This window comes from Lysinibacillus sphaericus, from assembly GCF_002982115.1.
Taxonomy (GTDB): Bacteria; Bacillota; Bacilli; order Bacillales_A; family Planococcaceae; genus Lysinibacillus; species Lysinibacillus sphaericus.
This window is the reverse complement of sequence record NZ_CP019980.1, coordinates 2308362-2334751: the sequence shown is the minus strand read 5'-3', so window position 1 is coordinate 2334751 and position 26390 is coordinate 2308362. Positions and strand designations below refer to the sequence as shown.

Genomic DNA, 26390 nt, shown 5'->3' with positions numbered 1-26390 from the left:
TGTACATAAAAAAACCTCCTCTAAGTTTTCATTTTTATACTAACTTAAAAGAGGTATTAAAAATAATTTAAACTAGCTTAAATACACGGCTAATGTCGCCGTCTTTCATCTTTTATCGACAATATTGTTGCTTGTTCGTTTTTTCAATAGCCCTTCATCCCAACATTATGACGATGACTTCCCCAACAGATATGCTCTCATGTGATACTTCATCGCCTAACTCATCAACAATTTTCACGTTCGTACCAATTATTGCATTATCTGCTTTTGCTTTTAAACGATAGTTTTCTTGGTCAGGTAAATCTTGAAAATGAGGTCCATTACACGAAATCGTACTTGCCCTCGGAAATATGGAACATTTTATACCTATCCTCATCCAAAATATTGATGATAGATTTTCTTCGCTTCTACAATATCATTCGTTCCATGAATTAATACACGTCCATCCCGAAAAAGAATAATCTGATTTTGATTAACTTGAAAATGAATTAAAAATGGATTTGACTTCAAATGTTGAACATGTGGAGCCAGGTTCTTTTCAAACTCAATAATATTAACTAACTTTGGTTTTGCAGGACGAATTTGAACCGTATTACGACCGCATAGTACTGCAACCTTGGTTATTGATTCTTTCGTTAAATATGGATAGGTTGGGTTTAATCCACAAGTCAAACATGTAGACTTTTTTAAACTTTTTACATTGATCTTTGTTTGCTCGTTTTTCCACAAATCAAATGCCAATAATTCTTTTCGGATTGCTTCCCAATCTTCCACTAAGATTTTCAATGCTTCTACCATTTGATGTGACACAACTTGCGTAACTGTAGGCGCAATAATTCCTACAGTATCACAAGTTGTCCCTCCGGATAAAGGAATGATTTCCATCAAACAGTGTAGGCAAGGTGTTTCATGCGGCAAAATGGTATATGTAATACCATAGCTACCTACACATGCTCCGTAAATCCATGGAATTTCATACTTGACTGCAAAATCATTTAGTAAGAAACGTGTTTCAAAATTATCTGTTGCATCGATGATTAGATCTACATCTTGAAACGCAAAAAGTTCAGATGACGAAATGTCTAGAACAAACGCTTCAATCAGCACATCACGATTAATTTTCTCTAATCTTTGTTTTGCAGCAACAGCTTTTGGCAAATGTTGAAACACATCTTCTTCACTGTATAGTTGTTGGCGTTGTAAATTTGACCAATCTACATAATCTCGGTCCACTATGGATAACTTACCTATTCCAGCACGTACAAGTATTTCGGCATTGCTACTACCTAATGCTCCTGCTCCAACAATAAGTACGTGTTTTTGTTGAATTTTTTTTTGGCCAACTTGTCCTATAAATGAAAATAGTTCCTGTCTTGAATAGCGATTAATCAATAATACTCATCCCCTGTGAAGGACTACTAGCTTGAGCCCGCTCTTTTTTCTTTATGATTCCTGCTTCAAAACCTAGTCTACCTGCATGAATTGCTAGTTTCATAGCTTCTGCCATCTGCACTGGATTCTTCGCACCAGAAACTGCTGAATTTAGCAAGACTGCATCCGCACCTAGTTCAAGAGCAAGTGCTGCATCAGACGGAGTACCTATACCTGCGTCTACAATAACAGGTACTGTCGCTTGTTCAATGATAACTTGTAAATTATATGGATTTAAAATTCCTTGTCCTGAACCAATTGGCGACGCACCTGGCATAATGGCATGAACCCCTAGTTCTTGTAATTTCCGAGTAAGAACGACATCATCTGAAGTATACGGTAGTACAATAAACCCTTTTGCTAAAAGCATTTCACATGCACGATATGTTTCTAATGGATCAGGCAATAATGTATCATCACACCCGATTATTTCAACTTTCACGATATCGCATAACCCAGATGCTTTTGCTAGTTTAGCAATACGTACTGCTTCCTCAGCTGTTTTCGCACCAGCAGTATTTGGTAATAATCGATAGTTTGATAAATCTATTTTATCTAGCAAATTAGGCTGGGATGGTTCAAAAATATTCATACGACGCACAGCAAATGTTAAAATTTCAGCTTCTGATGCTTCTATTGCTCCTTTTTGAATATCAAAATCTGAAAATTTCCCTGTTCCTAGTAATAATCTTGAAGTAAATGTATATGGTCCAATTTGATACATGTTAACCCCCTCCGACAAATGTAACAATCTCAATAGAATCAGTAGACTTAACCACTGTCGAATAATTTTCTTTTTTCAAAATTACGCCGTTTTGTTCGACAACAACTATTTTTTCCTGAAGCCCTAAGTGAATCAATAAGCTCTCAATTGTTTTCACATGGTCTGGAACTTCCATCCTATTTCCATTAATAAACATAGTGTTTCACCATTAAATCTGACATATATTCTCCTACGAATGGGCTTAGCAATATGCTATAACGATAATGTCCTGTTGATACAAATTGCCCTTGAATTGTCGAATGTACTTCCATATAACGTCTGCCTCCATTTCGTAATCCTGCCCATGTTCGGTCCCAACTCGCATCTTGTAGGGCTGAAACAATAGAAAATGCCTTTTGTAATATGTCTACAATACTCATTGCTTTAACATCTCTTGATATAAATTTGGCTCTATCGTTGCACCAGTGACGTATTTACTATAACGTTTTGATACAATATAAAATCGTTTTAAAAATATAGGAGCATTAAGTAATGGGAGATTACTTTTAAGGAAATTACTTCCATTTGGTTCAAAATTTCTTAATTCTTCTGAAAAAAGCAACAATGTTTCTTCTCCAGCTGATACTTGCCAAAAGCGAATTTGTTGAATACGTTCAAATTCTTCTTCTGAATTTGCAATCCTGTATATTCCTTTCACTTCGTACCCTATATCAATACCTGTTTTTGCACGGATTTTTTCGGCTACTTTTGGAAATAATGTTTGTTCGACTTTTTCTTACCATTTCATACAAAAGATCGTCATCCCATTGTGCTGAACCCCTAGTAATCCAGCAGCTACATGTGAAGCACCCTCTGCAATTACCTTTTTCTCAAGAATTGCTACGTGTAAAACGCGTTCAGCAAGTCAATGTGCGATTGTACTACCGATGATGAACATACTATCGAAACTTTTCATCTTCCCACTCCTTAAGTTGACGAGCATATTCTTTTACCTTTTCAATAGGGTCATTTGCCTGCCAAATTCCTGACATCACTGCAATTCCTGAAACTCCTGACGCACATACTTCTTTTGTATTTTGCGGAGTGATTCCACCGATAGCAATCACAGGAATAGATACATTGCTTACAAGCTGTTGTAATAATTTTGTTCCACGACAAGCGATTCCTTTCTTACTTTCTGTATCAAAAATATGTCCATAGAGTAACCAATCGGCCTTTGTATTTGTAGCTTCTTCTAGAGAGTGAATAGATGCACCAATTTTAAGATTTGAGAACTTCTCACTTGCGATAGCTACAGGAATACTACGATAACCTATTTGCACATGAGAAACATCCGCAGCAAGTGCAACATCGATTCGATCATTAATCACAATCTTTTGTAATGGAAAGCCTGCATATTTTAATTTTCTTATACAATCAAAGAGTTCAGAAGCAGTGCAACTTGGCTCACGAATATGCAAATAGCTTATATAGGGTTCAAACTTAGTTACAAAATGGACCACTTCATGTAGTGAATGCTGGCCATCTGTAATGATATGGAGCGCTATTTTTTTATTCATTTCTTAAATCATCCTATTCTTTCATATCTAAAATAGAAATTAAGTTGTTGTTCACTTCCTTTCATTATAATTCCATACAAAAAGCCACCCCTCAAGCATAGAGAAGTGGCTATAAATCTTGTACATTGAAGTACAAAAAGTAAGCCACTTCCCTTCGCTAGTATGATCTAGATCAGGTTCAAAGAGTTGAGTTTCCTCTCTCAGCACATCCGTGCACCCCTAGTGGTCTTTTCAATATTCAATTAAAATGTTATAGCAAATAAAGTGAAACTTCCATCAAGCGGGACTTCTTCATCCCCACTTGATGGTTAGTCGAACCAATCGGCTTTTACAGGCAGTTATCCCCCATCTTTCTTCTTCGTTTCTCTCAATCTTTAGATGAGGGTTATACAGCCCGTTAATGAAAGATAAAAAAGCCCTTGCTTCCACAATAAGGAAACAAGGACTTGTATAATAGACAATATCCTATCTGCTTCCCTACGCCAGCATAATCTAGATCAGGTAAAAGGATCATGAGCTTACGGCTCTACTCTCAGCTGGCAACACCAGCTCTCCTAGCAATTATTGTATGAAATTACAAATTAAAGTATAGCACTACCGATTTAATTGTTCAATAATGTATTATTAGAATAAAATCAAATCTTTATACTGCAAAAGCTGAACTCATTAAAACACAGAGCTCAGCTTTAAATTCATAGAAATCTATTTTTAAGAAAAGATGTTAGTTTAATTATGGATTATGTTGCAACAGTGCGCTATGCAAATCATGTCATTGTTTAGCTATAAATGATTCATAAATGCATTAACTATAAGGATTGTTCCTACCCTTGTTAATGCTTTTTTCAGTTGTTATGTAAACGATTATTACGAGTTTTGGAACAGAGGTTGATAGATAGGATTGTTCTTGTTCTGCAATCGGGCCATTTTCTTGAGTAACACATTTAAAGAAAATCGTTATGGAGCTAAGAAATTGTGCAGATTTTCACTTAAAATAAAGGAGCAGGTTAAGTTAATAAGTTGTTTGTTTTATCATTAAATAAGAAGGATAATCAATAGAAGAAGTAATTCAATTTAATATTAGTTTCGATGAACCGCAGCGTAAGATAAGAAAAAGCCATTCCCTCCACAATCGGAGAGAATGACTTGCTTTCATAAGTCGTAAAACTATTGTTACAATTTTGCCCAACGTTCCTCTAACCAGTTCATAAATTCTGCACCTTTGTCGCCTTCATACGCATCAAAGACATCTAAACGCATACGTTTTAGTTTATCCGCAAAATCTGCCACTGTATGGTCCTTTGGCAAGCTCTTTTTAACCCGTAGGAAAATTTTGTCTGTTCCTTTGATAATATCAAAACGTGCAGGTGATGGTTTCTCTACGTCCTCGCCAAGCGCCACAAGTGCTTCATAGGCTGCTAATTGGACCTTGTTGACAGTATCATGTTCCATACGATTTTTTAATATATCTATGATTTTGTCATGTTGATAAGCCGATAATATTTCGACTGCGGCTAAACGCTCTCGCCAGCTAGACGTATAATTGGCCTGTTTTTTTAATGTTTCATACTGCTCAGGTAATGCTGTTTCAAATTGTTTCAAGTGAGTGCACCTCTTTTTTTCACTAGAGGAAAAATGAATTCTTCTTCTGCTTTTCTTATTATACATTGTCTTGGTGAAAATAGCGATGAATCGCTGGTAAACACATATATATAAATGGAAACTAACTATATTAAGGTGAACCGTATCATAATTATGTACTATTCTTTATAGATTTGCCTTTCTTTTTAAACGAACGAAGGCTTTAGTTTAAGAAGAAATATGGTTATGATTTTCCACAATCGTGCGCTTTTCTAGAGTAACGAGAATTTCTCAATTTTAATGCGAGAAACGGGGCTTTTTTATATTTACTTATAGGGCAAATTGCCAAATAACTAACTTTATCAATAATTCTCACCGATTTTGGTTTAATTAAGTGTATCAAGTTACAATCTGTGATACCCTGCATTACAATTCATTTAAAACAGAGATAACGTTTGTTGTTCCAATTCCTCAGTTAATAGGTAAAATCTCCTTTTCTGCTTAAACTTCACTTCACAAAATTACTTTGCATGGTTTACGACATACTCATTGCACAATCTTATTAAATCGAGGTATGAATGTATATTTATTTAGTAACAGTTTAGAAGTAGTTGGGGCAGCACCAGGGCTAATCACTAAATCAATGAACGATAAACGTTGCTGTCATAATGTTTATAGACTATGGAACATATTTCATGATATACTAGAGCCATTGTGAAAAAAGGAGGAACTTGCATGATTCAAGTAAGTAATGTAGGTCTTCGCTATGGCGATCGTAAACTATTTGAAGACGTAAATATAAAATTCACACCGGGGAATTGCTACGGTTTAATCGGGGCAAATGGTGCAGGAAAATCAACATTCCTAAAAATTCTTTCTGGTGAAATTGAAGCACAAGAAGGAAATGTTTCTATGGGTAAGGACGAACGTTTATCTGTCCTTAAACAAAACCACTTCGAATATGATGAGCATACAGTATTAGATACTGTTATTATGGGTAACAAACGCCTATATGATGTAAAAAATGAAAAAGATGCAATTTATGCAAAAGAAGATTTCTCTGATGAAGATGGCATGCGTGCTGCTGAATTAGAAGGTGAATTTGCAGAGCTAAACGGTTGGGAAGCTGAATCAGAAGCTGCAACATTATTAAACGGTTTAGGCATCTCAGATGACCTTCATTATATGTTAATGGGTGACCTTGAAGGTTCTGACAAAGTCAAAGTATTATTAGCACAAGCTTTATTCGGTCAACCAGATGTTCTATTACTGGATGAGCCTACCAACCACCTTGACTTAAAAGCAATTCAATGGTTAGAAGAATTTTTAATTAACTTTGAAAACACAGTAATCGTCGTATCCCATGACCGTCACTTCTTGAACAAAGTATGTACACATATCGCGGATTTGGATTTCTCTAAAATCCAATTATATGTGGGTAACTACGATTTCTGGTATGAATCTTCTCAGTTAGCGCAAAAAATGGCGCAAGACCAAAATTCGAAAAAAGAAGAGAAAATTAAAGAATTACAAGCGTTTATTGCTCGTTTCTCTGCCAATGCATCAAAGTCAAAACAAGCAACATCACGTAAAAAAATGTTGGATAAAATCGAGCTTGACGATATTAAACCATCTAGCCGTAAATATCCATTTATCAACTTCCAAATCGGTCGTGAAATCGGTAATGATGTCTTAACAGTGGAAGGTTTGACAGCGAGTCAAGAAGGTCAAACGTTATTTAAAGACATTCGCTTCTCAATGAATAAAGACGATAAAATCGTATTACTAGGTAGCCCGATGGCAAAAACAGCGCTTCTTGATATTCTAATGGAAGAAAAAGAAGCAGATGCTGGTACATTTAAATGGGGTGTCACAACATCTCAAAGCTACTTCGAAAACGATCATGATAAATACTTTGAAGGCTCTGAAAAATCATTAGTAGAATGGCTTCGTCAATATTCACCTGATGATGAAACAGAAAGCTTCCTACGTGGTTTCTTAGGTCGCATGCTATTCTCTGGTGAAGAAGTGAAAAAATCCCCTTCTGTCTTATCAGGGGGAGAAAAAGTGCGTTGTATGTTGTCTAAAATGATGTTAGCAACTGCTAATGTTATTTTACTTGATGAACCAACGAACCACCTTGACCTTGAGTCCATTCAAGCGCTAAATGAAGGGTTAATCCGCTTCAAAGGTGCCATGATCTTCACATCACATGACCATCAGTTCATCCAAACAATTGCTAACCGTGTCATTGAAATCCGTGAAGATGGTACGATTTTAGACAAACAGTTAACTTATGATGAGTTTTTAGAGTGGAAAGACAGCCAAGGTTTAAACTAAACCTTTCTCTAAATAACGTTTCATAGTATGATGCTCCCCCACTTACTTGGGGGAGTTTTTATTTTGGAAATTAAAAAACGACAAATACTGCTTGTATTTGCCGTCTCATTAGATTATTGCATTTCTTTCGTTGGTCCTAATACACCTGGTACAGGTAAACCAGCTTGTCGTAATAGTACAGTCATTTGTCCACGATGATGTGTTTGATGATCAATCATTGCGCGTAATAATGCGCCTCTAGAAATCGGTCCTTTAAAACCGTTCACTTCTTCTAGTAAGCCCTCATTTGATAGCTTTGCCGCTTCCTCATTAATACTATTGGCTAACTTTTCATAGGTCGCTACAATTTCAGCTGCTGTAGCTGGAACTGGATCTTCTTGACGAATCATCGGCACTGTTAAACCTGCTAAATAACTAAAATAGCCTGCTGCACCAACTAAATGCCAGCCTAACCAACCTAACGAATTATGCCCTTCAACAATACATTGCTCTAACTTGTCATCCGTTATTGCTTTTAGTACTTGAACCGTTCCTTCCGCTGCAATTGACCAGTCGTTTAGAAAATCTTCTACTTGTCGATACATCAAATCGCCCCCATTTTTTGACTCTGACATTATCATAGTCAATTCTAAACAGTATCGCAAGTTTCTAGAATGTGGTTAACATACATAACAATATCAACTTTGCTACAAATGTTCTAAATTTCTGTTGATAGTAGCATCTATTTCATAAAGTAGTAGAGTTCACCCATATAGTTGTAAAATCATGTATAATGGGCTACAACTTAAATAATTGGAAAGAGGTATTTTATGTTCTCCCCATTAAAACAAGGCGATACTATTGGTATTTATTCGCCCTCCAAACCAGCTTCAGTACTTGCTAAAGCACGTTATGAACGAGGTAAGGCAAGATTACAGGCACTCGGCTTTACCATCAAGGAAGGTCTATTAACTGGCAAAAGTGATACATACCGTTCTGGTACGCCAAAGGAGCGTGCACAAGAGCTCAATGATTTACTACGGGATCCTACGGTGAAAATGATATTACCTACGATGGGAGGCACAAATGCAAATAGTATGTTGCCTTATATAGATTATGCAGCGTTACAACAAACGCCTAAAATACTTGTGGGCTTGTCGGATGTAACAGCCATCCTACTTGCCATCTATGCAAAGACTGGCATTCCGGTGTTTTACGGTCCTTCTGTTGCATCCACATTCGGTGAATTCCCACCATTCGTCAACTACACAGAACAATATTTTAAAGAGTTGTTTATGCAAGACGTGCCAATTCCTTATGAAATGCCCACTCCCCCTATCTGGACGGACGACCGTATTAATTGGCTTGAAAAAACTGTAGAAAAAACACAACATGATAATGCATGGATTACCGTACAACAAGGAAGTGCGGAAGGTCGTTTAATTGGTGGCAATATCAATACAATGTATGGTTTTATAGGAACCCCCTTTTTCCCACAAATAAAAGAAGGCGATATTTTACTGTTAGAAGATACATCTAAAACGATTGCTGTAGTGGAGAAAAACTTCGCCATGCTAAAATTACATGGCTTCTTTAACAACATTTCCGCAATTATTTTAGGTAAACATGAGCAATACGATGATGAAGGAACAGGACGAAAACCATACGATGTTCTGTTAGAACAGCTGGACGGGTTAGCCATCCCAATCTTGGCGGAGGTGGATTGTTGTCATACACACCCATTGCACGCAATGCCACTTGGTTTACGTGTCAAAGTGGATGCAACGCAAAAACGCATTACATTTTTAGAGAGTTGGTTCTGTTAATATTCGTATCTAGTCGTCACTTCACGTATACTTAAAGAAAAATGGCAAAGGAGTTGGATATGAGACAAATCATATTCTTATGTCTAGCACTCATTCTTGTTGGCTGTACAAACAATCCAAAAACTGAGCGTCAGGAACAAGCTAGCCTTGCAACGAATCATAACAAGACCCAAACAGATGAGCAAAATACAAAACAGCTAGATGCAGGACTGATAACTGACTATTTCCCTCCAGATGGATCAACAGCTTATTTTCAAGGTGAAGGCAACGAATTTGCTAGTTACACACTTCAGACAAGCTATATCGATAAAACGTCAATTGCACAAATCGAAAATAATGGCGGTGTCATTTTATTAAAAGTTTATCGTATTACAAATACCGCAATAGAACTTGTTTATATGGAAGCGGTCGAAGAAGCTCCTACAGTGCCAACAGCTCAAGAAATAGCAACCTTTCCGGTTATGGAAACGATTTTACAACAACCGCTGCAAGTTGGGCATCGCTTTGATGGTTGGGTCATTCTATCAACTACTGCCGCTATCACAACGAGCTTCGCCACTTTCCACAATGTAATTGAGCTTAGGAAAACAAAGGACAACATGACGACGACAAAATACTTTGCCAAAGGTGTGGGGCTGATCCATACTAAAGACGAAATGAAAACAAATAAGGAAGAAGTTTTTACGGTCACTTCAACGCTTCAAAAAATCGAATAAATTGTCTACATCGGCGTCTCTCTGGCGCCTTTTTCTTTAAGTAAGGAGGTAGCTTACATGAGCGATATACATAAGCACACTACTGAAGAAGAGTTAACAGAAGAGGAATTGATTGAACTTGTTCTGGCAGAGCAACAAAAGGCTTTAGCTGAAGAACGGGAAAGACGCCTGCAAGGAAGCAAGCCGAAGAAGCAGAAGCCTATTATTAAATGGATGATATGGTGCATGGCGTTCGTCTTATTTATGAATACATTTGCGCTGATTTTCCAAATTTACTCGATACCAGCTATTGAATTTCTCAAGGTCTCTAGCCAATTATCAAAGCAAGAAGATATTCAAACGTATAAAAAAGCGATTGTTGAAGTCTCTACTGGCTCTAGTAAAGGGACAGGCTTTGTCATTTCTCCAGATGGCTTAATAGTAACAAATGCCCATGTGGTGGAAAATGCGCTTACATTGTCTGTTGTCTTTCCAGAACAAGGGCTTATGGAAGCACAATTAGTACAAAGTTTTCCTGAAGTCGATTTAGCTCTTTTGCAAGTTACTGGTACCAACCTACCGTCGTTAACGCTTGCCAATCGCCCTAGTTATCAAGAAGATGAGGCAGTTTATTTCATTGGTAATCCACTAGCTTTCACAGGTATTGCAAATAAAGGAACATTACTAAAAGAAATTTATCTTGATGATTGGCAAGTGCCCGTTATGATGATGCAAGCACCTGTATACAAAGGCAATAGTGGGAGCCCTGTTCTTAATACAGACGGTGATGTTATTGGTATTGTGTTCGCCACCATAAAAAAGGAGCCTTATGGACGAGTAGGATTGTTTATACCTGTACATGTTTTACAAGAACAAATCGAGCAAACTATTAATGCATCGTAATTAACTTAGCAACTGATGTACTTCTATGATTAATAAAAGCCCCCCATCTATCTTCAATAGATAGCGGCGGGGCTTCTCCTTTTACATCTTTCCTGACATTTCATCATGATTATATTCGCTTCACTACACGATATACTTTCAGTTAGACATAATTGTACTCCCCTTCTTTCAAGAATATATTCCAATTTCAAAAACCACTCATATTTAGTGATACGTCACTCCTCCTATTGCTCTTATAAATCGAAAATCAAACTACAATTTAATATCAATGATTAAATTATTAAAGTTTTTTATTAATAAAATTAATTTATTTAATTTTAATGTTTATTTTATTGATTTTTTATTATATAATTTAATCAACAAATAGAAAGGATGTCACACTATGGCTTATAAAGTAATTACAAATTGTCCGGTCTGTAGTAAAACATTAAAAATAACCAGGCTAAAATGCTCTCATTGTCACACTACGATTGAAAATGAATTTGAATTATCAAAGCTGGCTTCCTTATCAAAGGATCAGCTGCATTTTGTGGAAGTATTTTTGACATGCAGAGGGAATATTAAAGAAGTTGAAAAAGAATTGGGTATTTCCTATCCAACGGTAAGAGGCAAGTTAACAGACATTATTTCATCCCTTGGATATGAGCCAAAAAAGAAAAATGAAATCGACGAAAAAAAAGTTGTCACTATGTTGGAAAATGGCGAAATCACAGCTGAAGAAGCCATTAAACTTTTAAAAGAAGAATAAGGAGGAATCAATGATGAAAGAAGAAATTTCAAGAGTGTTAACCATGATTCAAGAAGGAAAAATTGATGCAGACAAAGGATCTGAACTAATTCAAGCATTAAAGGATAAAGAAGAAACGGGAAATATATCGTTAGAAAAACCAACTACCTATTTAGATAAAACATTAAAAATTCGTGTGATTTCTGCCGAAAATGATAATGTTACAGTTAATTTGCCTATAAAACTTGTAAAAGTAATATTAATGGCAGGTCACAGCATTGCTGCAAGCATACCGCAATCAGAAAAATATGTTAAAGATATAGATATCAACCTTATCTTAGAAGCAATCGAAAACGAATTAGATGGCCAAATTGTTGATATTAAATCTGCAGACGGGGATACCGTTTCAGTTATTATTGAATAGTGAAACGCTTATGATGTATGTCAAAGTAAAAGCAAAAGGTGTGCGCTTCACCATTCCTATTCCATATGCATTTGTCAATATCGCTATTTCCATTTTAACTTCAAAGTTTATCCAGCTAATGGCAAACAAATGGACAAAAGATCACTTCGAAAGAAAAAAAATAGACTTTACTTTTCCACCAATAGATAGAGAAGTGCTCAAACCTATTGTTCGGGAGCTGAAAAATTATAAAGGAATCGTACTAGTGGATGTCAAAGCAAATGATGGTACTGAAGTGAAGGTTAAATTATAGTTTGCAGTACGTGGAGAAGGTACAGTGAACAAAGCGAACAATCCCCCCTTTCTAAAAGAATGGGGGATTTTAATTCGGAACAATTTAAGTTAACATAATACAATTATTTTTTGTTTTTGTGCAGATAGTTTGTAACAATTGATTTTGCAGGCATTTTACTTAAAAGTTCCTCGCTTGTTTCTGTTAGTTTTTGTAAAAGTCCAAGCAATTTCTCATCACCAGTCCAATGTTTTTCAATCACTTCAGGGCCCAATTTATTAATCGTCATATTAAGAACATACGTGGCTAACATCAAGTCATCCAGAAAACCGCCAAAACCAAATATACCTTCTGGTAAAACATCCATTGGGAAAATAAAATACGTAATGGTTGCCCCAATTAATGTTTTACTTTTAGAGTCAATTGCAGGATCTGTCACGATTTTAATTAGTAAATGAAATATATCAGGTACAAATAATAAATAATCAGCATATCGATGATTCTTCCCTGTTTTTGAAGTGAAAAATTGTACAAGTTTCTTCCGCAATGTTTGATAATAATCATGATGTTCCTGCTTATTCTGTTTGTTTCCGTTGTTATCCATGTTGAGCTGCCTCCTTCTACTTTAATTTCCTTTTACCCCAAAACGAAAAAATAATCCTATTAATAATTAAAAATGAGCTATTGAAAACGAGTCCATAGCAAAATACCTGCCCTTACTATTGTCGAACTAGCGCAAAAGTATACAAAAAAAGCACCCTATAAAAATAGGGTGCCTTTTTTTAACGAAAGTAATTTTAATTACCGAGAATTAAAGTTTAGTTACGTTAGCAGCTTGTGGTCCGCGGTTGCCATCTACAACTTCGAATTCCACTTTTTGACCTTCGTCAAGTGTTTTGAAACCTTCGCCTTGGATAGCTGAGAAGTGTACGAATACGTCGTTTTCGCCTTCAACTTCGATGAATCCAAAACCTTTTTCTGAGTTAAACCATTTTACTGTACCTTGTTTCATTTAAAAAAACCTCCAAAAAAATAAAAGTGAACAATATGTAATTTCTTCAACGAATTAAAAAAATTCACATATTACAAAGAGTACCGAACTAACGCGATCACTTTTTGTAATATGTGAATCCATGTTTCCGGTGAAGCAATTAAATTGTTAAGTTAAGTATACCATCATTCATAATTTTGTCAAATAAAGAAAATTGTTTTTTTAATTAATTTGAAAATTTATTTAACAATGTCCTTCAAAAGCCATTATGCCATGGTATACTTGCGCATCATCATCACAAGCTTCACAGTAAAAACTTTCATCTTCAGACCAAAAAGCCCAAAAACCACCCTCTTTAGTCGCTTCATGTTCATATACTGATCGGAAATGCGCTAATTTCCGTTGTAATGCCTGCTCAAATTGCTCTTTTGTATCAAACGTTTCTTGCGTTTGAATAAAAGCTTCCCAGCCTTCAAATTTCCACCAAGGCTCATAGTCAGCTTTCATGTAAAGTATTGTATACATATTTGCCACATTCCTTGCTGTTATAAGATATTCTAATTTTAGCAAACACTTCTGAAATGTCTATTAAAACACCCTGCAATATGCTATTATTACCTTATTATTCATTATTTAATTTGGGAGGTATTTTTTTTATGTTTTCAAGTATTCGACCTAAGGCCGAGCTAGAACAATTGCTAAAGCGAGGGACCAACTTAAGTGCAACAGGCCGTTTCAACAAGACATTGGCATTTAATCATTTTAATAAACAAGATGAAGAAAATTTAAAAGCTCTCTTTTATAAATTGAAGGATATTACGCCTTCTATGAATGCAATATTTAAAAATTATTTAAATGAAATCTCTCCCTCCTCTCAACAAACGATTAGTGAAGAAAATATTAGTCGCTATTTAACACAATTTTTCTTGGCCACTCGTGATGATGAATATGTGGATGAAACGGTAAAGTTTTTCAATCTGTTTCGAAAAAACCAATATGAACCTGGTAAGTTAATTGTAGTATTTAACCTATTTGCCTTTTATATTACGACTTACATTTTACATAACTTTGGTTTAAAACCATACAAAGCTTTTGAGTATATGAAATCTTTCCAATCAGCTGTCAATGTTGACCAGGAATTGCTTGTGGAAGTATTAACAGAGCGTATAATTGAGAACGTTGTCGCTGAAATTTCATCACTTATGGATGTAAATGCAAAAATTATGTACATGAAAGATTTAGTATTTAGTTTAGATAAACAAAATGAAGAAATACAATCTTCTACTGCTGCAACAGAGGAAATTGCCGCATCAATCAATGAAGTTGCTCGGATGTCCTCGCATATTTCTGAAAAAACAACGGAATCAGTTGATCATGCTGTCAAAGGTAAGAATGCCATTGAGCATGCTTTATCAGAAATTTTTAAAACGGAAGAAACGTTTACTAACATCGTTGATTCGTTTACTGAGTTACAAAAACGTGTCAATGATATCGAACACGTTGTGACATTAATAAACCAAATTGCCGATCAAACAAACTTACTTGCACTGAATGCCTCAATTGAAGCTGCTCGTGCTGGTGAACATGGCAAAGGATTTGCTGTAGTAGCGCAAGAAGTCCGTAAATTAGCAGAAGGAACGGTTTCCGCTCTTAGTGAAGTATCAACAAATGTTCACCATCTGAAAAGTTACTCCAATGATGTATCACATTCCATAACGGAAACAACAACGATTATTAAGGAAGCTACAATTGAGGCAAAACAATCATTACCACTGCTAAATGCTATTGTTGCTGCAATTGAAGGGATTAATCTCGATGTGACCAATACAGCTGCCATTTCGCAGGAGCAAGCTGCTGCCATAGACGAAGTATCAGCACGAATGATTGAAATTTCAGGCCATCAAGATGATATTCGTGATTATAGTTATAATACATCCAGCGATATACACTTACTCGGGCAAGAAATTAATCGTTTCCGTAATGATATTATCGCAAATAATAATGTCCAGTTATCTTCCATTGCTTTATTACAACTTTCAAAAGCAGACCATATTTTATGGAAATGGCGTATTTATAATATGTTCCTTGGTTTAGAAAAAGTGCAACCAAGTGACGTGTCTTCACATACTGAATGCCGACTCGGTAAATGGTATACTGCTCCTCGGACAGTGGAACGTTTTGGTCATTTACAAGATTATCGTGAATTAGACGAATATCACCTACAAGTGCATAAATCGGCTAAGTTAGCTGCAGAAGCATATCAAGAAGGCAATATTCAAAAGGCTGATGGCCATTTACAAGAGGTAGACGAGGCCTCGAAGCGTGTTCTATTCTATATTAATAATTTAATTGCGTACTTGGAAAAAGAACGTGTTATGCAGTAAGGTGGAGGGACTACCCTCCTCTACTTTTGGGAGGTTTTAGCGTGAACAAGAGAGCGCTGATTAAATTTTTCGGAGATGTTTATGGAACAGGATATCGCTTTTTTATCAAACAAAAAGCGATAGAATTAGGCTTGAAAGGGTATTGCAAGTTGAATGCTCAAGAGCAAATAGAAGTAGAGGTAGAAGGTTCAAAAAAAGCAATTGATGAATTTCTACTATTTGTTCAAAAGGGTGTTAGCCTACAAGCAGATTCAAATTCTTTTGCTTTAGAACTTTTCGACGATTTAAAAGGTTATGTACGTATGGAGTCGGACATTGTTTAAGTCTGACTTCTTTTTTCTACTTGTCATTTTACACAAGAAAAAACAGTAAGTGACGGACTTTTGCTAATGGTCTTCTATAAAACGAACATACTATAAAGAATACACGCCTAGCAAAATGTGAATTCTACTCATTAGACAAGTGTATTTATTGAGAAACTTAGCAATTAGCAGTAAAATTTATGTAAGTCTTAAGATAATTATTGAAACTTTATGTCGATTTTAACGTATTAAAAGATAGACATATTGAAAAGCAAGGAGGAAGAAACGATGCTCAGTATCGGACAGTTTTTCTCAAGACATACCGCTAGCCTTTTAATTTCTCTATCAACTGTTTCTATTACAGCGTTTGCGGCAAATCCAGGATTCTTCCTTGGTGGTTGTTTGTTCGCTGGCACCTATGCAACGAGCACAACATTGCTAAAACTAAATCAAAAAAGAAAAGTTATGCACATAGCAGGAATTACAAAGGATGAGTATAAACATATTGATTTACAGCTATCGACAGCTAACAAACATATTCAAACATTAAGCCAAAACTATTTACGAGTACGTTCCGTGTCAGCCTTTAAGCAATTACTCGAAATGACACGTATTTCAAAAAACATTATCAAAATTGTCAAAACTGATCCAAGAAAGTTTTACAATGTGGAGCCATTTTTCTATGCGCATCTTCCTTCTGCTGTTGAATTGACTGAAAAGTATACTATGTTGTCAAAACAGCCTGTCAAAGATAAAGAAATCCAAATTACATTATCAAAAACGCGTGAAACATTAGCGGATTTAAATTCCACGTTTCAAATTGATTTAAAGGATGCACTCTCTAATGATATCGATCATCTTCAAATGGAAATTGAATTCGCAAACCGTTCCAATTTAAAACGGAAAGAACAATTGGAATGGCGAGGCGAGGAAAAATGACAGCTAACAGAGATGCTTTCGTCCATTTAGATTCATTGCAAGGAATCTCACCTCTTGTACAAAGCTATTTAGCATCGTCAAACCAAGAAGCGATGGAGACCTATGAGACATTGTCACCTCTTGCCCAAAGTCGTGCACTTTTATATGCAAGTCAAATTGACCTAAGTAGTTTTGAATCCGTATTATCATTAGGTCAAGACTCTCAACGTGCAGTCTCTCAATTTGCAGATCGTATGCTTGCCCAAGTGAAGGATAAAGATGTCACAAAAATTGGTCAAATGCTAGATTCCTTAATGCAAACATTAGACCGTGTAGACCCTGCGGCACTAGAGCCAAAAAAACCTTCCTTCTTTAAAAAAATGTTCGGTAAAACGAGTCCTAGCGTCAAACAAACATTAACGGAATTTGAACGCATTAGTATTCAAGTCGAACGAATTGGTGTTCAACTCGAACGTGCTCAACTACAACTGTTAAAAGACGTAGAAATGTTAGAACAGCTATATGCACACAATAGAGGATTTTTTGAAGAGCTTGCAACTGCCATTGCAGCTGGACTGATGAAAAAACAGCAAGCCATTGAAGTAGAGTTACCTACAAAAGTGGATATTGTACAAACAACTAAACAACCGCTAGCTATTCAACAGCTCAATGATTTCACAGCACAACTGGAAAGACTCGACCAACGTATTTATGATTTACAAGTGTCCCAGCAGGTTGCATTACAAACTGCCCCTCAAATACGCATGATTCAACAAGCTAATCAAACGCTTGCTGAGAAAATAGAGTTTTCAATTGTGACACTCATTCCTCTTTGGAAAAATCAATTGGCTATGATGTTATCCATGAATATGGATCATCATTACAATCAATTGGAAGAAAGACTGGCACGAACAAACGAGCGCTTTACTAGTCCTACTTTTGAACAGCAAGTAATGAAATTTAAAGAAACACAGCGGGAGCTTAAAACGGCCATTCAAGATGTTTTTGCTTTGCATACTGCGACAGAACAGGATAGACAACATTTACAACTAGATGTTGCTGGGATGAAAAAAACAACGAAGGAATAATATACTGGGTCGCTAAATATATAAAGGGGTGTCTCAGAAGTTCTCTGTGACACCCCTACTCATTTTATGCGAAATACTCTTTGTAGTAACCACCGATATTACCCGTGTTGTCAATAATGAAAATGAACTCTTCTGTTTCATTTTTCACTTCATACTCTTTTCCTACTGTTAATACGTTGGATACTAAATATTTTGATGCATTCGTATGTTTGCAAGTAACCTTACGAAGTGTTGGCGCATCTTTCCATTTTAAATGTAACATAATTTCTCTACCTCTCTTTACTAGCACTTAGCTAACGTCTATTGTTTATTTTATACGATTTTAGCTCTTTTGTGGAGAAAAAACTATAGAAGTCTATATTTTGTACTTAATGACGTTTTATTTACACATTTACCCTAATAAAATGATACTAGAGGTGTTGTTATGAGTTTTGGTGGTGTTCCGCAATGGTTTTTTATCATCGCTGTTGCATTTGCCATTTGCTTTATTTTATATGCAGAATGGAATTCTAGAAAATAAATGAGTCCATTTGTTATGGAACTCCCTTAAAACTGTAGAAACTTGTTTTTACTTTAAAAATACTTTCCTAGCACTCGTAAGCCCTACCACGACTTTTCATGGTGGGGCTTGCCTAGTGCTATTACATTTTACATGTAGATTTCCGATACGGAGTGCTTTCCTATTACAGATGTGACTGAAGCATTATCAAGTGTCAGCACGGACTGAAATCCATTGATGCTGAAGATAAACGAACGCTACACTTACTTCAGCGTTCGTTTTAAAAACTCTTTTGTACGTTCATGTTCTGGGTTTACTAGCACCTTCGATGGTGGTCCCTCTTCCACAATTACCCCTTTATCCATAAATACAACACGATCTGCAACTTCCTTCGCAAACTCCATTTCATGTGTTACGATTAACATCGTATTTCCTGAATCCGCCAACTCTCGCATAACTTTTAAGACTTCCCCGACCATTTCTGGGTCTAGCGCAGATGTTGGTTCATCAAATAGCATTACATCTGGATTCATCGATAATGCCCGTGCAATCGCTACACGTTGCTTTTGACCACCAGAAAGTTGACGTGGCTTAGCATTGACGTATTGATCCATACCGACGATTTTCAGATATTTCAAGGCTGTTTTCTCTGCTTCATCTTTTGAACGTTTGAGCACCTTTACTTGCCCTACTGTACAATTTTTTAACACATTATGATTGTTAAATAAATTAAACTGTTGGAAAACCATTCCTAAATGGGTACGATAAGCTTTAATATTATGCTTTTCGTTTAAAATATTTTCCCCTTTATAAATAATTTCGCCACCATTTGGCGTTTCAAGTAAATTAATGCAACGTAAGAGTGTTGATTTACCGGAACCTGATGAACCGATTAAGCATACAACCTCTCCTTTTTCTACTTTAAAATTCACATCTTTCAACACTTGGTTACGTCCAAATGATTTACTTAAATGCTCTATTTGAATGATTGCCATTTGTTCGTCCCCCTTAGTCAATTTCCTTTAATTCTTTTTGATAAGCATCCGGTCCATCAAGGCGTTTTTCAACGTATAATAATATTCTTGATGCCGTAAATGTCATGATAAAGTACAGCACACATGCAACAAAGAATGATTCGAAATAGCGGAAGTTATTACCTGATATTGATTTCGTTTGGAAAAATAGTTCCGTTACGCCAATCACACTTAAAACAGCCGTATCTTTAATATTCATAATTAATTGGTTGCCTGTCGCCGGTAAAATATTACGCGCAACTTGTGGTAATACGACATACATCATTATTTGTACATGTCCCATCCCAATAGCAGAAGCAGCTTCGTACTGTCCTTTATCAATGGAAACAATCCCTCCACGAACAATTTCTGCCATATAAGCACCTGTATTAAGCGAAACGACTAAAATACCTGCCGTAATAAAGTGCATATCAATCCCAAAAGCAATATCTAGTCCGTAAAATACTACCATTGCTTGTACAATCATTGGTGTACCACGGAAAAATTCTACATAGCATGTCAGTATAAAATTAACACATTTTAATACATAATATTTTATACCCTTTTTACGTACTGGAATGGTATGCATAATCCCAATAAAAAATCCGATAAATGCACCAATGACTGTACTGATAATTGAAATAAGTAATGTATAATACGCACCTCGTAAAAACATTTGCCAGTTGTTTTCTATTATAGAAATGATCCAATCTAAACTCATGATGTTCCTCCTAACAACGCGTTGTTGCTTGATATCAAATATGCCTTAGCGAAATCATCTCTTCATTTGAATGATGTTGCTTTATTCAAATTATGTGATACACACCATAGACATGAGCATTTATCAGAAGGTGCTACCCTTCTATATAAACGAAAATGATTGAGGCTGCACCGCTTAATAAAAATCCTTTTTATTTCCAAGGATTCATACTTTTATATCAAAAAATAGCATACTAGAAATACTTCCAGTATACTATTTTCCATTTTGGCGCAACCTCAACGAAATTACTGTGCTGCAGGTTGTTGAAGAATTGCTTCTTCCATAATTTTTTGGCGATCATCTTCTGAAATACCTTTTAGGATTTCATTGATTTTATCTAGACTTGCATCACCTTTACGTAAACCAACTGCAATTGAAGTATTTGAAATATCTGTATCAAAGCCTTCTTCGAATGATACAAATGTAAATTTGTCATTCGCTGCTGCAGCAGAAATACCTTCTGGACGCTCTGCTACATAACCATCAATTTTGCCTGCTTCTAAAGCGACACGCATTGCAGAGAAATTCTCCATTGCTGTTTGTTTTTCTACGCCTTTAATTTGATCAATTACATTGTAGTTAGACGTATTTAACTGTGAAGTAACTTTTGCACCTGAGAAATCTTGAATAGATTTTGCATCTTCGTATTTACTACCTTTTTTAATTACCATGACGAAATCAGAAGTATAGTAGTTTTCTGTAAAATCAATTGTTTGTTTGCGTTCTTTAGTTGGAGACATCCCCGCTACAATCGCATCAATTTTTTTGGATTGTAGTGCTGGAACTAAACCATCCCATTCCATTTTGACAATAACTAATTCTTTTCCTAAACCTTCAGCAATCTTTTTCGCCATTTGTACATCATAGCCGCCTGCATATTCTGCATTATCAGCAATTTTTACTGCACCATTTGAATCATCTTGCTGTGTCCAGTTAAATGGAGGATAACCTGCTTCCATACCTATGCGGAATTCTCCACCTGTTTCTTCTTTCGCCGCATCACCTGATGCTTTGTCTTCCGATTTGTCTCCAGCATCACAAGCTGCTAACAAAATCGCTGTCATTGCCGTTAACATAAATAGCAACCATTTTCTTTTCATCTAAAACTCCCCTTTTCTGTAAAAAAAATAAAGCAACTGTACAAAAAAAGACCTAAGTTTTGAACTTAGGTCTTACCTTTTATTGACAGTTGCCCAAATCCTCACTATAATTTCCATCATTCTGAGATAGCACAACCTAGTAAACTGGAATTAGATTTACTAGGACAGTCCTGCACTTATTCACTGCAGACCCAGCATAAAAGTACGAGCTCCTTTTATACTTCGGCGATATTTCCTTCTCCATTACGTCTTCGCTTGCTTTAACTCAGCAATGGACTAATAAATACCGCGCCTCTACCTCACATAGATAACAGTGAGGTTTGTTTATTTAATTGATATTTAGATATTACTATAAAGCTAGTCTATTCGTCAAGATAGTTTTATCATTTTTCTGACTAATGACAAAATTAGGTTATTATCCTTCTAAAATCCATAAATTACATCTAAGAAAGTAGAAGTGTTGTAATTATTATTTAATATTTTTCCATAAAATATTATCATGTTCAATACTACCGACAATACAAAAGATTCAGTATTTCTCTACATTTAAAGGCCTTTAGACCAATTGTATAAGGCGAAATTTCGTCTATTCCTTGAGAACCGAAGCTTCCCTATACAGGGACAACAAAAAGCCCTGCAAACCGTTAAATTTGCAGGGCTTGAACACATATTTTTCTGTATTAAGAATTTAATAATAAATCTTCTGGATTTTCAAGTAATTCTTTAACTGTTTTAAGGAAGCCTACAGAATCTTTACCATCGATAATGCGGTGGTCATAAGATAGTGCTAAGTACATCATAGGACGAATTTCTACTTCACCGTTCACTTCTACTGGACGTTTTTTAATTGAGTGCATACCTAAAATAGCAGCTTGAGTACCGTTCATAATAGGTGTTGACATTAATGAACCGAATACACCACCATTTGTAATCGTGAATGAACCGCCTTGAAGATCAGCGATACCTAATTTTTTATCGCGAGCTTTTTTAGCTAAATCTGCAATTGAATCTTCAATTTCAGCAAAGTTTTTACGGTCAGCATCGCGAACAACTGGTACTACTAAACCTTCTTCAGTTGATACAGCTACACCAATATCAAAGAAGTTATTTAAGTGAATTTCATCGCCAACGATTTGAGCATTCACATATGGGTATTTTTTAAGTGCAGCCACTACTGCTTTTGTGAAGAATGACATGAAACCAAGCTTAGAGCCAGTTGACTCAAAGAATTGTTCTTTTTTACGTGAACGTAATGCCATTACGTTTGTCATATCTACTTCATTGAATGTTGTAAGCATAGCAGTTGATTGCTTCACTTCTAATAGACGTTTAGCAATTGTTTGACGACGACGGCTCATTTTTTCAATTGTAACACGAGATTCGTCAACAGCTACTACTGCTTTTGGTGCTGCTGGCGCTGCTTGTTGCGCTACTACTGGTGCTGTACCATGAGCTGCAACGTCTTGAACACGTACACGGCCTTGTGGATCTACTGGAGATACAGCTGCAAGGTCAATACCTTTTTCACGAGCAAGTTTACGTGCTGCAGGAGACGCAATGACACGCTCACCTGAAGTTTCTTCTACAACTGGTGCTGGTGTTGGAGCTGCTGCTTGTGGCGCTGCTGGTGTTGGAGCTGCTGCAACTGGTGCTGCAGCTGGTGCTGGTGCTGCACCTTCGCCAGCTTCTACAACTGCGATTACTTGACCTACAAGAACAGTATCGCCTTCTTCAGCTAAAATTTGTGTTAGTACGCCAGCTTCTTCAGAGATGATTTCAGCGTTTACTTTATCTGTTTCAAGTTCAACGATAAATTCACCTTTTTCCACGCGGTCGCCCACTTTTTTAACCCACTGTGCAATACTACCTTCTGTAATCGATTCTGCTAATTCAGGGACTTTAATTTCAGCCACTTTCATTTCCTCCTTTGATTAACGTGCATAATGCACATAAAAGGGCTACCGCCTTAGGCAAGTAGCCCAGCTTCCAGTAATGTTGATATGTTTATTTAACTTTAACCGTTTCAGCCACTGCTTCTTCAATGACAGCAGACTGAGCTGCTTTATGAGAATCTGCATCGCCCTCTGAAGTTGAGCTCATTGCAGGACGACCTACATAACGAAGCTTTTTACCTTCAGATAGCTCATATAATGTTTCTAATGCGTAATTCCAAGCACCTTGGTTTTTAGGTTCTTCTTGCACCCATGCAATTTCTTTTACATTTGGATACTTAGCAATAATATCAGCTACTTGCGCTGTTGGGAATGGGTAAAGTTGTTCTACACGCACAATGTGTAAGTGATCGAAGCCTTCTCCATCTTTCACGCGGTCTGCTAAATCGATCATTACTTTACCAGTACCTAATACAATACGCTCAACAGATTCCGTTTTTGTACCTAATCCTGGTTGCTCAATTACTTCTTGGAATGAACCATCTGCTAATTGCTCAGCACTTGCTGCTGCCAATGGATGACGAAGTAAAGATTTTGGTGATACAACAACTAATGGGCGTACACCCTCTGTTTCTAACATTGCTGCTTGACGGCGTAATAAGTGGTAGTAGTTACCTGCATTCGAGCAGTTCGCAACAAACCAGTTATTTTCTGCTGACATTTGTAAATAACGTTCCATACGACTTGAAGAATGTTCAGGACCTTGACCTTCATAACCATGTGGTAAAAGGATGACAAAGCCTGATTTTTGACCCCATTTAGAACGTGCACCTGAAATGAAGTTATCAAACATCACCTGTGCCATGTTTGCAAAGTCACCAAATTGTGCTTCCCATACAGATAAAACATTGCCTTTTTCTAAATTGTAACCGTATTCAAAGCCTACAACTCCAGCTTCAGTTAATGGAGAGTTGTGAACTGTAAATGAAGCATTTGCACCTGAGATATGGTGAAGTGGTGTAAATACATTGCCGTTATTTTTGTCATGTAACACTAAATGACGTTGTGAGAATGTACCACGTTGCGCATCTTGACCAGTAAAACGAACAGGTGTGCCATCTTGAATAATTGTTGCATATGCTAATGTTTCAGCATGACCCCAGTCAATTTTAGCAGAAGTAAATGCATCGCGACGTTTTTCTAAAATTTTACCTAATTTCTTTTGTGGCTCGAAGTTTTGTTCAAACACTAAAAGTTCTTCGTTTATTGTTTGTAAACGTTCAGCACCTACTGCTGTATCAATTTGTGGGAATTCAATTTTTAATTCTTCTGGCATCTCTATCTGTTTATGTTCATCTTTAGCTGCCATTTCTTTTACATGATCGTAAGCCACTTGCATTTCAGCATAGATTGCTGCATCAAGTGCTGCTACTTCATCAGCAGTAACTAGGCCTTCAGACACTAATTGCGCACCATACAATGTACGAATTGTATCATGTTTTGCAACAAGTTTATATGTTTCTGGATTTGTTACAGTTGGGTCATCTGTTTCATTGTGACCATGTCGACGGTAACCAATTAAGTCAACAATAATATCTTTACCGAATTTTTGGCGATAGTTAGCAGCAAAACGACCTACTTGTGCTACAGCTTCTGGGCTATCTGCATTGACATGTACAACTGGTACTTCGTAACCTTTTGCTGGGTCAGAAGAATAAACAGATGAACGTGAGTCTTGTAGTTCCGTAGTGAAACCAATCATATTGTTCGCAATGATATGAATTGTACCACCAGTTGAGAAACCTTCAGTTTTAGAATAGTTTAACACTTCTGTTACAATCCCTTGACCTGGGAATGCAGCGTCACCATTCACAAGGATACCTAGTCCTTTTGCTGGGTTATGCACAGCTTGCCCTGGCTTAGATGTCTCATCTTGTGTTGCACGAGTAGAACCTAATACTACCGGATTTCCAACTTCTAAGTGTGAAGGGTTATACGCTAGTTTGACATTCATACCTGATTCACGTGTATAAGAAGCACCCATGTGGTATTTCACATCACCAGTCCAACCTTTTGTAATTTCAAGTCGACCGTGCTCTGGCATAAATAAATCGTTTGAAACATGTGCAAAGTCAGAGAACATCATGTCATATGGCTTATTTAAAATATGTGTTAGCACATTTAGACGACCACGGTGTGCCATACCAATACGAACATTTTCTACTTTGTTCGCTTCTACTGTTTTTAAAATTTCATCAAAAAGGACGATTTGAGTATCTAAACCTTCACCTGAGAAACGTTTTTGACCAACAAATGTTTTGTGAATAAATTTCTCAAAGTTCTCAACACGTGTTAAACGGTCTAATAACGCTTTTTTCTCATCTGAAGATAGTGCTTGTTTTAAAGAACCAGATTCAATTTGAGTTTGAATCCAATCACGTTCTTCAGTTACGACAACATGCCCATATTCAAAAGCTATTTTATCTGTATAAACAGATTTTAAATAATCAATTGCATCCTTACCATTTTTCACGCCCGCTGGCACATCTTTGAAGAAGATAGCAGCAGGAATTTCTGCTAAATCCGCAGGACTTAAGTTGAACGCACTTTCTTCAATTTGCGCTGTTTGAAGTGCACGATTTTTCAAAGGATAAATATCTGCTGCTAAATGTCCTTGTGAACGAATTGCATCAGCTAATTTAACAGCTGCCAATACCTTTTTATAATCGCCAGCAGGAGCTGCTGAACCACTTACTACAGCTACATCACCTTCTACTACGACTGGTGCACCAAATTGTTGGAATAATGATACTAACTCCGGTTCTACTTCTTCAGGAGACTGTAAGAATAAGTCGTATTGCTCCATCACATATCCTAAGTTAGGACCAGAGAAAGCTGACCATGGAGAACTTACAGTTGTAACGTTGTTCGACATGAAAAATGACCTCCAAATTTTGCCTATCGGCAGTTCCATTAATTAAATTAC

General features: G+C 36.4%; 26 protein-coding genes, 1 pseudogene and 3 riboswitches. Of the genes and pseudogenes, 11 read left to right on the top strand and 16 right to left on the bottom strand.

All coding sequences use genetic code 11. The features are described 5' to 3' along the window. Positions 1–372: 372 nt before the first annotated feature. The 6 genes and pseudogenes from LS41612_RS11885 to LS41612_RS11860 form a co-directional block, all read right to left on the bottom strand. On the bottom strand, positions 373–1392 hold the full coding sequence (locus tag LS41612_RS11885) for a MoeB/ThiF family adenylyltransferase (protein ID WP_024361661.1): 1020 nt from the start codon (positions 1390–1392) through the stop codon (positions 373–375). Continuing rightward, positions 1385–2155, bottom strand: coding sequence for a thiazole synthase (locus LS41612_RS11880; RefSeq protein WP_024361660.1), 771 nt, complete (start codon positions 2153–2155; stop codon positions 1385–1387). The genes LS41612_RS11885 and LS41612_RS11880 overlap by 8 nt, the downstream gene beginning before the upstream one ends. A 1-nt stretch (position 2156) precedes the next feature. Continuing rightward, positions 2157–2351: a sulfur carrier protein ThiS gene (thiS, locus tag LS41612_RS11875; protein WP_024361659.1), complete on the bottom strand. Its 195-nt coding sequence runs from the start codon at positions 2349–2351 to the stop codon at positions 2157–2159. After that, positions 2341–3110, bottom strand: a pseudogene (locus LS41612_RS23910) (FAD-dependent oxidoreductase). Before LS41612_RS23910 ends, thiS begins: the two are co-directional and overlap by 11 nt. Then, a complete protein-coding gene (locus tag LS41612_RS11865; protein ID WP_024361656.1) occupies positions 3094–3714 on the bottom strand; it encodes a thiamine phosphate synthase in 621 nt (206 codons plus the stop codon). The pseudogene LS41612_RS23910 and the gene LS41612_RS11865 overlap by 17 nt, the downstream one beginning before the upstream one ends. A gap of 132 nt (positions 3715–3846) precedes the next feature. After that, positions 3847–3945, bottom strand: a riboswitch (TPP riboswitch). Between the two features lie 226 nt (positions 3946–4171). Continuing rightward, a riboswitch (TPP riboswitch) is annotated at positions 4172–4280 on the bottom strand. A 604-nt stretch (positions 4281–4884) separates the two neighbouring features. Next, positions 4885–5313, bottom strand: coding sequence for a HEAT repeat domain-containing protein (locus LS41612_RS11860; RefSeq protein ID WP_024361655.1), 429 nt, complete (start codon positions 5311–5313; stop codon positions 4885–4887). A gap of 714 nt (positions 5314–6027) precedes the next feature. Between LS41612_RS11860 and LS41612_RS11855 the strand changes: the two genes are divergently transcribed. Then, positions 6028–7632 (top strand): ABC-F family ATP-binding cassette domain-containing protein, encoded by a 1605-nt coding sequence (locus tag LS41612_RS11855; RefSeq protein ID WP_024361654.1) that lies wholly within the window; start codon positions 6028–6030, stop codon positions 7630–7632. Positions 7633–7745: 113 nt separating this feature from the next. Here the strand turns inward: LS41612_RS11855 and LS41612_RS11850 are convergent, their stop codons facing one another. Next, positions 7746–8216 (bottom strand): DinB family protein, encoded by a 471-nt coding sequence (locus LS41612_RS11850; protein WP_024361653.1) that lies wholly within the window; start codon positions 8214–8216, stop codon positions 7746–7748. 225 nt (positions 8217–8441) lie between these two features. Here LS41612_RS11850 and LS41612_RS11845 point away from each other — a divergent pair, with 225 nt between their 5' ends. The 6 genes from LS41612_RS11845 to LS41612_RS11820 all read left to right on the top strand — a co-directional run bounded on the left by LS41612_RS11845 (position 8442) and on the right by LS41612_RS11820 (position 12478). Further along, on the top strand, positions 8442–9437 hold the full coding sequence (locus LS41612_RS11845) for a S66 family peptidase (RefSeq protein ID WP_024361652.1): 996 nt from the start codon (positions 8442–8444) through the stop codon (positions 9435–9437). 59 nt (positions 9438–9496) lie between these two features. Next, positions 9497–10153, top strand: coding sequence for a hypothetical protein (locus LS41612_RS11840; protein ID WP_024361651.1), 657 nt, complete (start codon positions 9497–9499; stop codon positions 10151–10153). A gap of 57 nt (positions 10154–10210) precedes the next feature. Continuing rightward, positions 10211–11035, top strand: a complete 825-nt coding sequence (locus LS41612_RS11835) for a S1C family serine protease (RefSeq protein WP_024361650.1) — start codon at positions 10211–10213, stop codon at positions 11033–11035. Positions 11036–11417: 382 nt separating this feature from the next. Next, a complete protein-coding gene (locus tag LS41612_RS11830; protein WP_024361649.1) occupies positions 11418–11783 on the top strand; it encodes a DUF2089 domain-containing protein in 366 nt (121 codons plus the stop codon). 13 nt (positions 11784–11796) lie between these two features. Next, positions 11797–12186, top strand: a complete 390-nt coding sequence (locus tag LS41612_RS11825) for an SHOCT-like domain-containing protein (RefSeq protein ID WP_024361648.1) — start codon at positions 11797–11799, stop codon at positions 12184–12186. 10 nt (positions 12187–12196) lie between these two features. Further along, positions 12197–12478: a hypothetical protein gene (locus LS41612_RS11820; RefSeq protein ID WP_024361647.1), complete on the top strand. Its 282-nt coding sequence runs from the start codon at positions 12197–12199 to the stop codon at positions 12476–12478. Positions 12479–12581: 103 nt separating this feature from the next. Here LS41612_RS11820 and LS41612_RS11815 read toward each other — a convergent pair whose 3' ends face one another. From LS41612_RS11815 to LS41612_RS11805, 3 genes are all read right to left on the bottom strand, one after another. Continuing rightward, complete coding sequence (locus LS41612_RS11815) at positions 12582–13061, bottom strand: YkvA family protein (protein WP_024361646.1); 480 nt, start codon at positions 13059–13061, stop codon at positions 12582–12584. Positions 13062–13268: 207 nt separating this feature from the next. Next, complete coding sequence (locus tag LS41612_RS11810; RefSeq protein ID WP_004230088.1) at positions 13269–13469, bottom strand: cold-shock protein; 201 nt, start codon at positions 13467–13469, stop codon at positions 13269–13271. 222 nt (positions 13470–13691) lie between these two features. Continuing rightward, positions 13692–13973 carry a DUF1033 family protein gene (locus LS41612_RS11805; protein ID WP_024361645.1) on the bottom strand — a complete coding sequence of 94 codons (282 nt, stop codon included), beginning with the start codon at positions 13971–13973 and terminating at the stop codon, positions 13692–13694. Between the two features lie 131 nt (positions 13974–14104). On the opposite strand from LS41612_RS11805, the gene LS41612_RS11800 reads away from it, so the two are divergent. The 4 genes from LS41612_RS11800 to LS41612_RS11785 all read left to right on the top strand — a co-directional run bounded on the left by LS41612_RS11800 (position 14105) and on the right by LS41612_RS11785 (position 18140). Next, positions 14105–15832: a globin-coupled sensor protein gene (locus LS41612_RS11800; RefSeq protein WP_024361644.1), complete on the top strand. Its 1728-nt coding sequence runs from the start codon at positions 14105–14107 to the stop codon at positions 15830–15832. A gap of 41 nt (positions 15833–15873) precedes the next feature. Next, on the top strand, positions 15874–16155 hold the full coding sequence (locus LS41612_RS11795; protein WP_024361643.1) for an acylphosphatase: 282 nt from the start codon (positions 15874–15876) through the stop codon (positions 16153–16155). Positions 16156–16422: 267 nt separating this feature from the next. Further along, positions 16423–17073: a 5-bromo-4-chloroindolyl phosphate hydrolysis family protein gene (locus tag LS41612_RS11790; RefSeq protein ID WP_024361642.1), complete on the top strand. Its 651-nt coding sequence runs from the start codon at positions 16423–16425 to the stop codon at positions 17071–17073. Further along, positions 17070–18140: a toxic anion resistance protein gene (locus tag LS41612_RS11785; protein ID WP_024361641.1), complete on the top strand. Its 1071-nt coding sequence runs from the start codon at positions 17070–17072 to the stop codon at positions 18138–18140. The genes LS41612_RS11790 and LS41612_RS11785 overlap by 4 nt, the downstream gene beginning before the upstream one ends. Positions 18141–18204: 64 nt before the next feature. Here the strand turns inward: LS41612_RS11785 and LS41612_RS11780 are convergent, their stop codons facing one another. From LS41612_RS11780 to LS41612_RS11755, 6 genes are all read right to left on the bottom strand, one after another. Beyond that, positions 18205–18402 carry a DUF6501 family protein gene (locus LS41612_RS11780; protein WP_024361640.1) on the bottom strand — a complete coding sequence of 66 codons (198 nt, stop codon included), beginning with the start codon at positions 18400–18402 and terminating at the stop codon, positions 18205–18207. 500 nt (positions 18403–18902) lie between these two features. Next, positions 18903–19634: an amino acid ABC transporter ATP-binding protein gene (locus LS41612_RS11775; protein WP_024361639.1), complete on the bottom strand. Its 732-nt coding sequence runs from the start codon at positions 19632–19634 to the stop codon at positions 18903–18905. 13 nt (positions 19635–19647) lie between these two features. Next, entirely contained in the window at positions 19648–20373 is a 726-nt protein-coding gene (locus LS41612_RS11770) for an amino acid ABC transporter permease (RefSeq protein WP_024361638.1), read from the bottom strand. 284 nt (positions 20374–20657) lie between these two features. Next, positions 20658–21512, bottom strand: a complete 855-nt coding sequence (locus LS41612_RS11765) for a transporter substrate-binding domain-containing protein (protein ID WP_024361637.1) — start codon at positions 21510–21512, stop codon at positions 20658–20660. Between the two features lie 119 nt (positions 21513–21631). Continuing rightward, positions 21632–21817: riboswitch (Lysine riboswitch) on the bottom strand. Positions 21818–22192: 375 nt separating this feature from the next. Further along, positions 22193–23425, bottom strand: coding sequence for a 2-oxoglutarate dehydrogenase complex dihydrolipoyllysine-residue succinyltransferase (odhB, locus tag LS41612_RS11760; protein WP_024361636.1), 1233 nt, complete (start codon positions 23423–23425; stop codon positions 22193–22195). 91 nt (positions 23426–23516) lie between these two features. Further along, a complete protein-coding gene (locus LS41612_RS11755; RefSeq protein WP_024361635.1) occupies positions 23517–26339 on the bottom strand; it encodes a 2-oxoglutarate dehydrogenase E1 component in 2823 nt (940 codons plus the stop codon). Positions 26340–26390 lie beyond the last annotated feature (51 nt).

What these genes read in the sequence shown, in the direction of transcription:
- LS41612_RS11810 (WP_004230088.1), bottom strand. Translation starts at nt 13,469, where the DNA reads ATGAAACAAGGTACAGTAAAATGGTTTAACTCAGAAAAAGGTTTTGGA.
- LS41612_RS11765 (WP_024361637.1), bottom strand. Translation starts at nt 21,512, where the DNA reads ATGAAAAGAAAATGGTTGCTATTTATGTTAACGGCAATGACAGCGATT.
- LS41612_RS11790 (WP_024361642.1), top strand. Translation starts at nt 16,423, where the DNA reads ATGCTCAGTATCGGACAGTTTTTCTCAAGACATACCGCTAGCCTTTTA.
- LS41612_RS11805 (WP_024361645.1), bottom strand. Translation starts at nt 13,973, where the DNA reads ATGTATACAATACTTTACATGAAAGCTGACTATGAGCCTTGGTGGAAA.
- LS41612_RS11830 (WP_024361649.1), top strand. Translation starts at nt 11,418, where the DNA reads ATGGCTTATAAAGTAATTACAAATTGTCCGGTCTGTAGTAAAACATTA.
- thiS (WP_024361659.1), bottom strand. Translation starts at nt 2,351, where the DNA reads ATGTTTATTAATGGAAATAGGATGGAAGTTCCAGACCATGTGAAAACA.
- LS41612_RS11770 (WP_024361638.1), bottom strand. Translation starts at nt 20,373, where the DNA reads ATGAGTTTAGATTGGATCATTTCTATAATAGAAAACAACTGGCAAATG.
- LS41612_RS11755 (WP_024361635.1), bottom strand. Translation starts at nt 26,339, where the DNA reads ATGTCGAACAACGTTACAACTGTAAGTTCTCCATGGTCAGCTTTCTCT.
- LS41612_RS11780 (WP_024361640.1), bottom strand. Translation starts at nt 18,402, where the DNA reads ATGTTACATTTAAAATGGAAAGATGCGCCAACACTTCGTAAGGTTACT.
- LS41612_RS11880 (WP_024361660.1), bottom strand. Translation starts at nt 2,155, where the DNA reads ATGTATCAAATTGGACCATATACATTTACTTCAAGATTATTACTAGGA.
- LS41612_RS11850 (WP_024361653.1), bottom strand. Translation starts at nt 8,216, where the DNA reads ATGTATCGACAAGTAGAAGATTTTCTAAACGACTGGTCAATTGCAGCG.
- LS41612_RS11785 (WP_024361641.1), top strand. Translation starts at nt 17,070, where the DNA reads ATGACAGCTAACAGAGATGCTTTCGTCCATTTAGATTCATTGCAAGGA.
- LS41612_RS11825 (WP_024361648.1), top strand. Translation starts at nt 11,797, where the DNA reads ATGAAAGAAGAAATTTCAAGAGTGTTAACCATGATTCAAGAAGGAAAA.
- LS41612_RS11835 (WP_024361650.1), top strand. Translation starts at nt 10,211, where the DNA reads ATGAGCGATATACATAAGCACACTACTGAAGAAGAGTTAACAGAAGAG.
- LS41612_RS11775 (WP_024361639.1), bottom strand. Translation starts at nt 19,634, where the DNA reads ATGGCAATCATTCAAATAGAGCATTTAAGTAAATCATTTGGACGTAAC.
- LS41612_RS11845 (WP_024361652.1), top strand. Translation starts at nt 8,442, where the DNA reads ATGTTCTCCCCATTAAAACAAGGCGATACTATTGGTATTTATTCGCCC.
- LS41612_RS11865 (WP_024361656.1), bottom strand. Translation starts at nt 3,714, where the DNA reads ATGAATAAAAAAATAGCGCTCCATATCATTACAGATGGCCAGCATTCA.
- LS41612_RS11815 (WP_024361646.1), bottom strand. Translation starts at nt 13,061, where the DNA reads ATGGATAACAACGGAAACAAACAGAATAAGCAGGAACATCATGATTAT.
- LS41612_RS11820 (WP_024361647.1), top strand. Translation starts at nt 12,197, where the DNA reads ATGATGTATGTCAAAGTAAAAGCAAAAGGTGTGCGCTTCACCATTCCT.
- LS41612_RS11800 (WP_024361644.1), top strand. Translation starts at nt 14,105, where the DNA reads ATGTTTTCAAGTATTCGACCTAAGGCCGAGCTAGAACAATTGCTAAAG.
- LS41612_RS11840 (WP_024361651.1), top strand. Translation starts at nt 9,497, where the DNA reads ATGAGACAAATCATATTCTTATGTCTAGCACTCATTCTTGTTGGCTGT.
- LS41612_RS11855 (WP_024361654.1), top strand. Translation starts at nt 6,028, where the DNA reads ATGATTCAAGTAAGTAATGTAGGTCTTCGCTATGGCGATCGTAAACTA.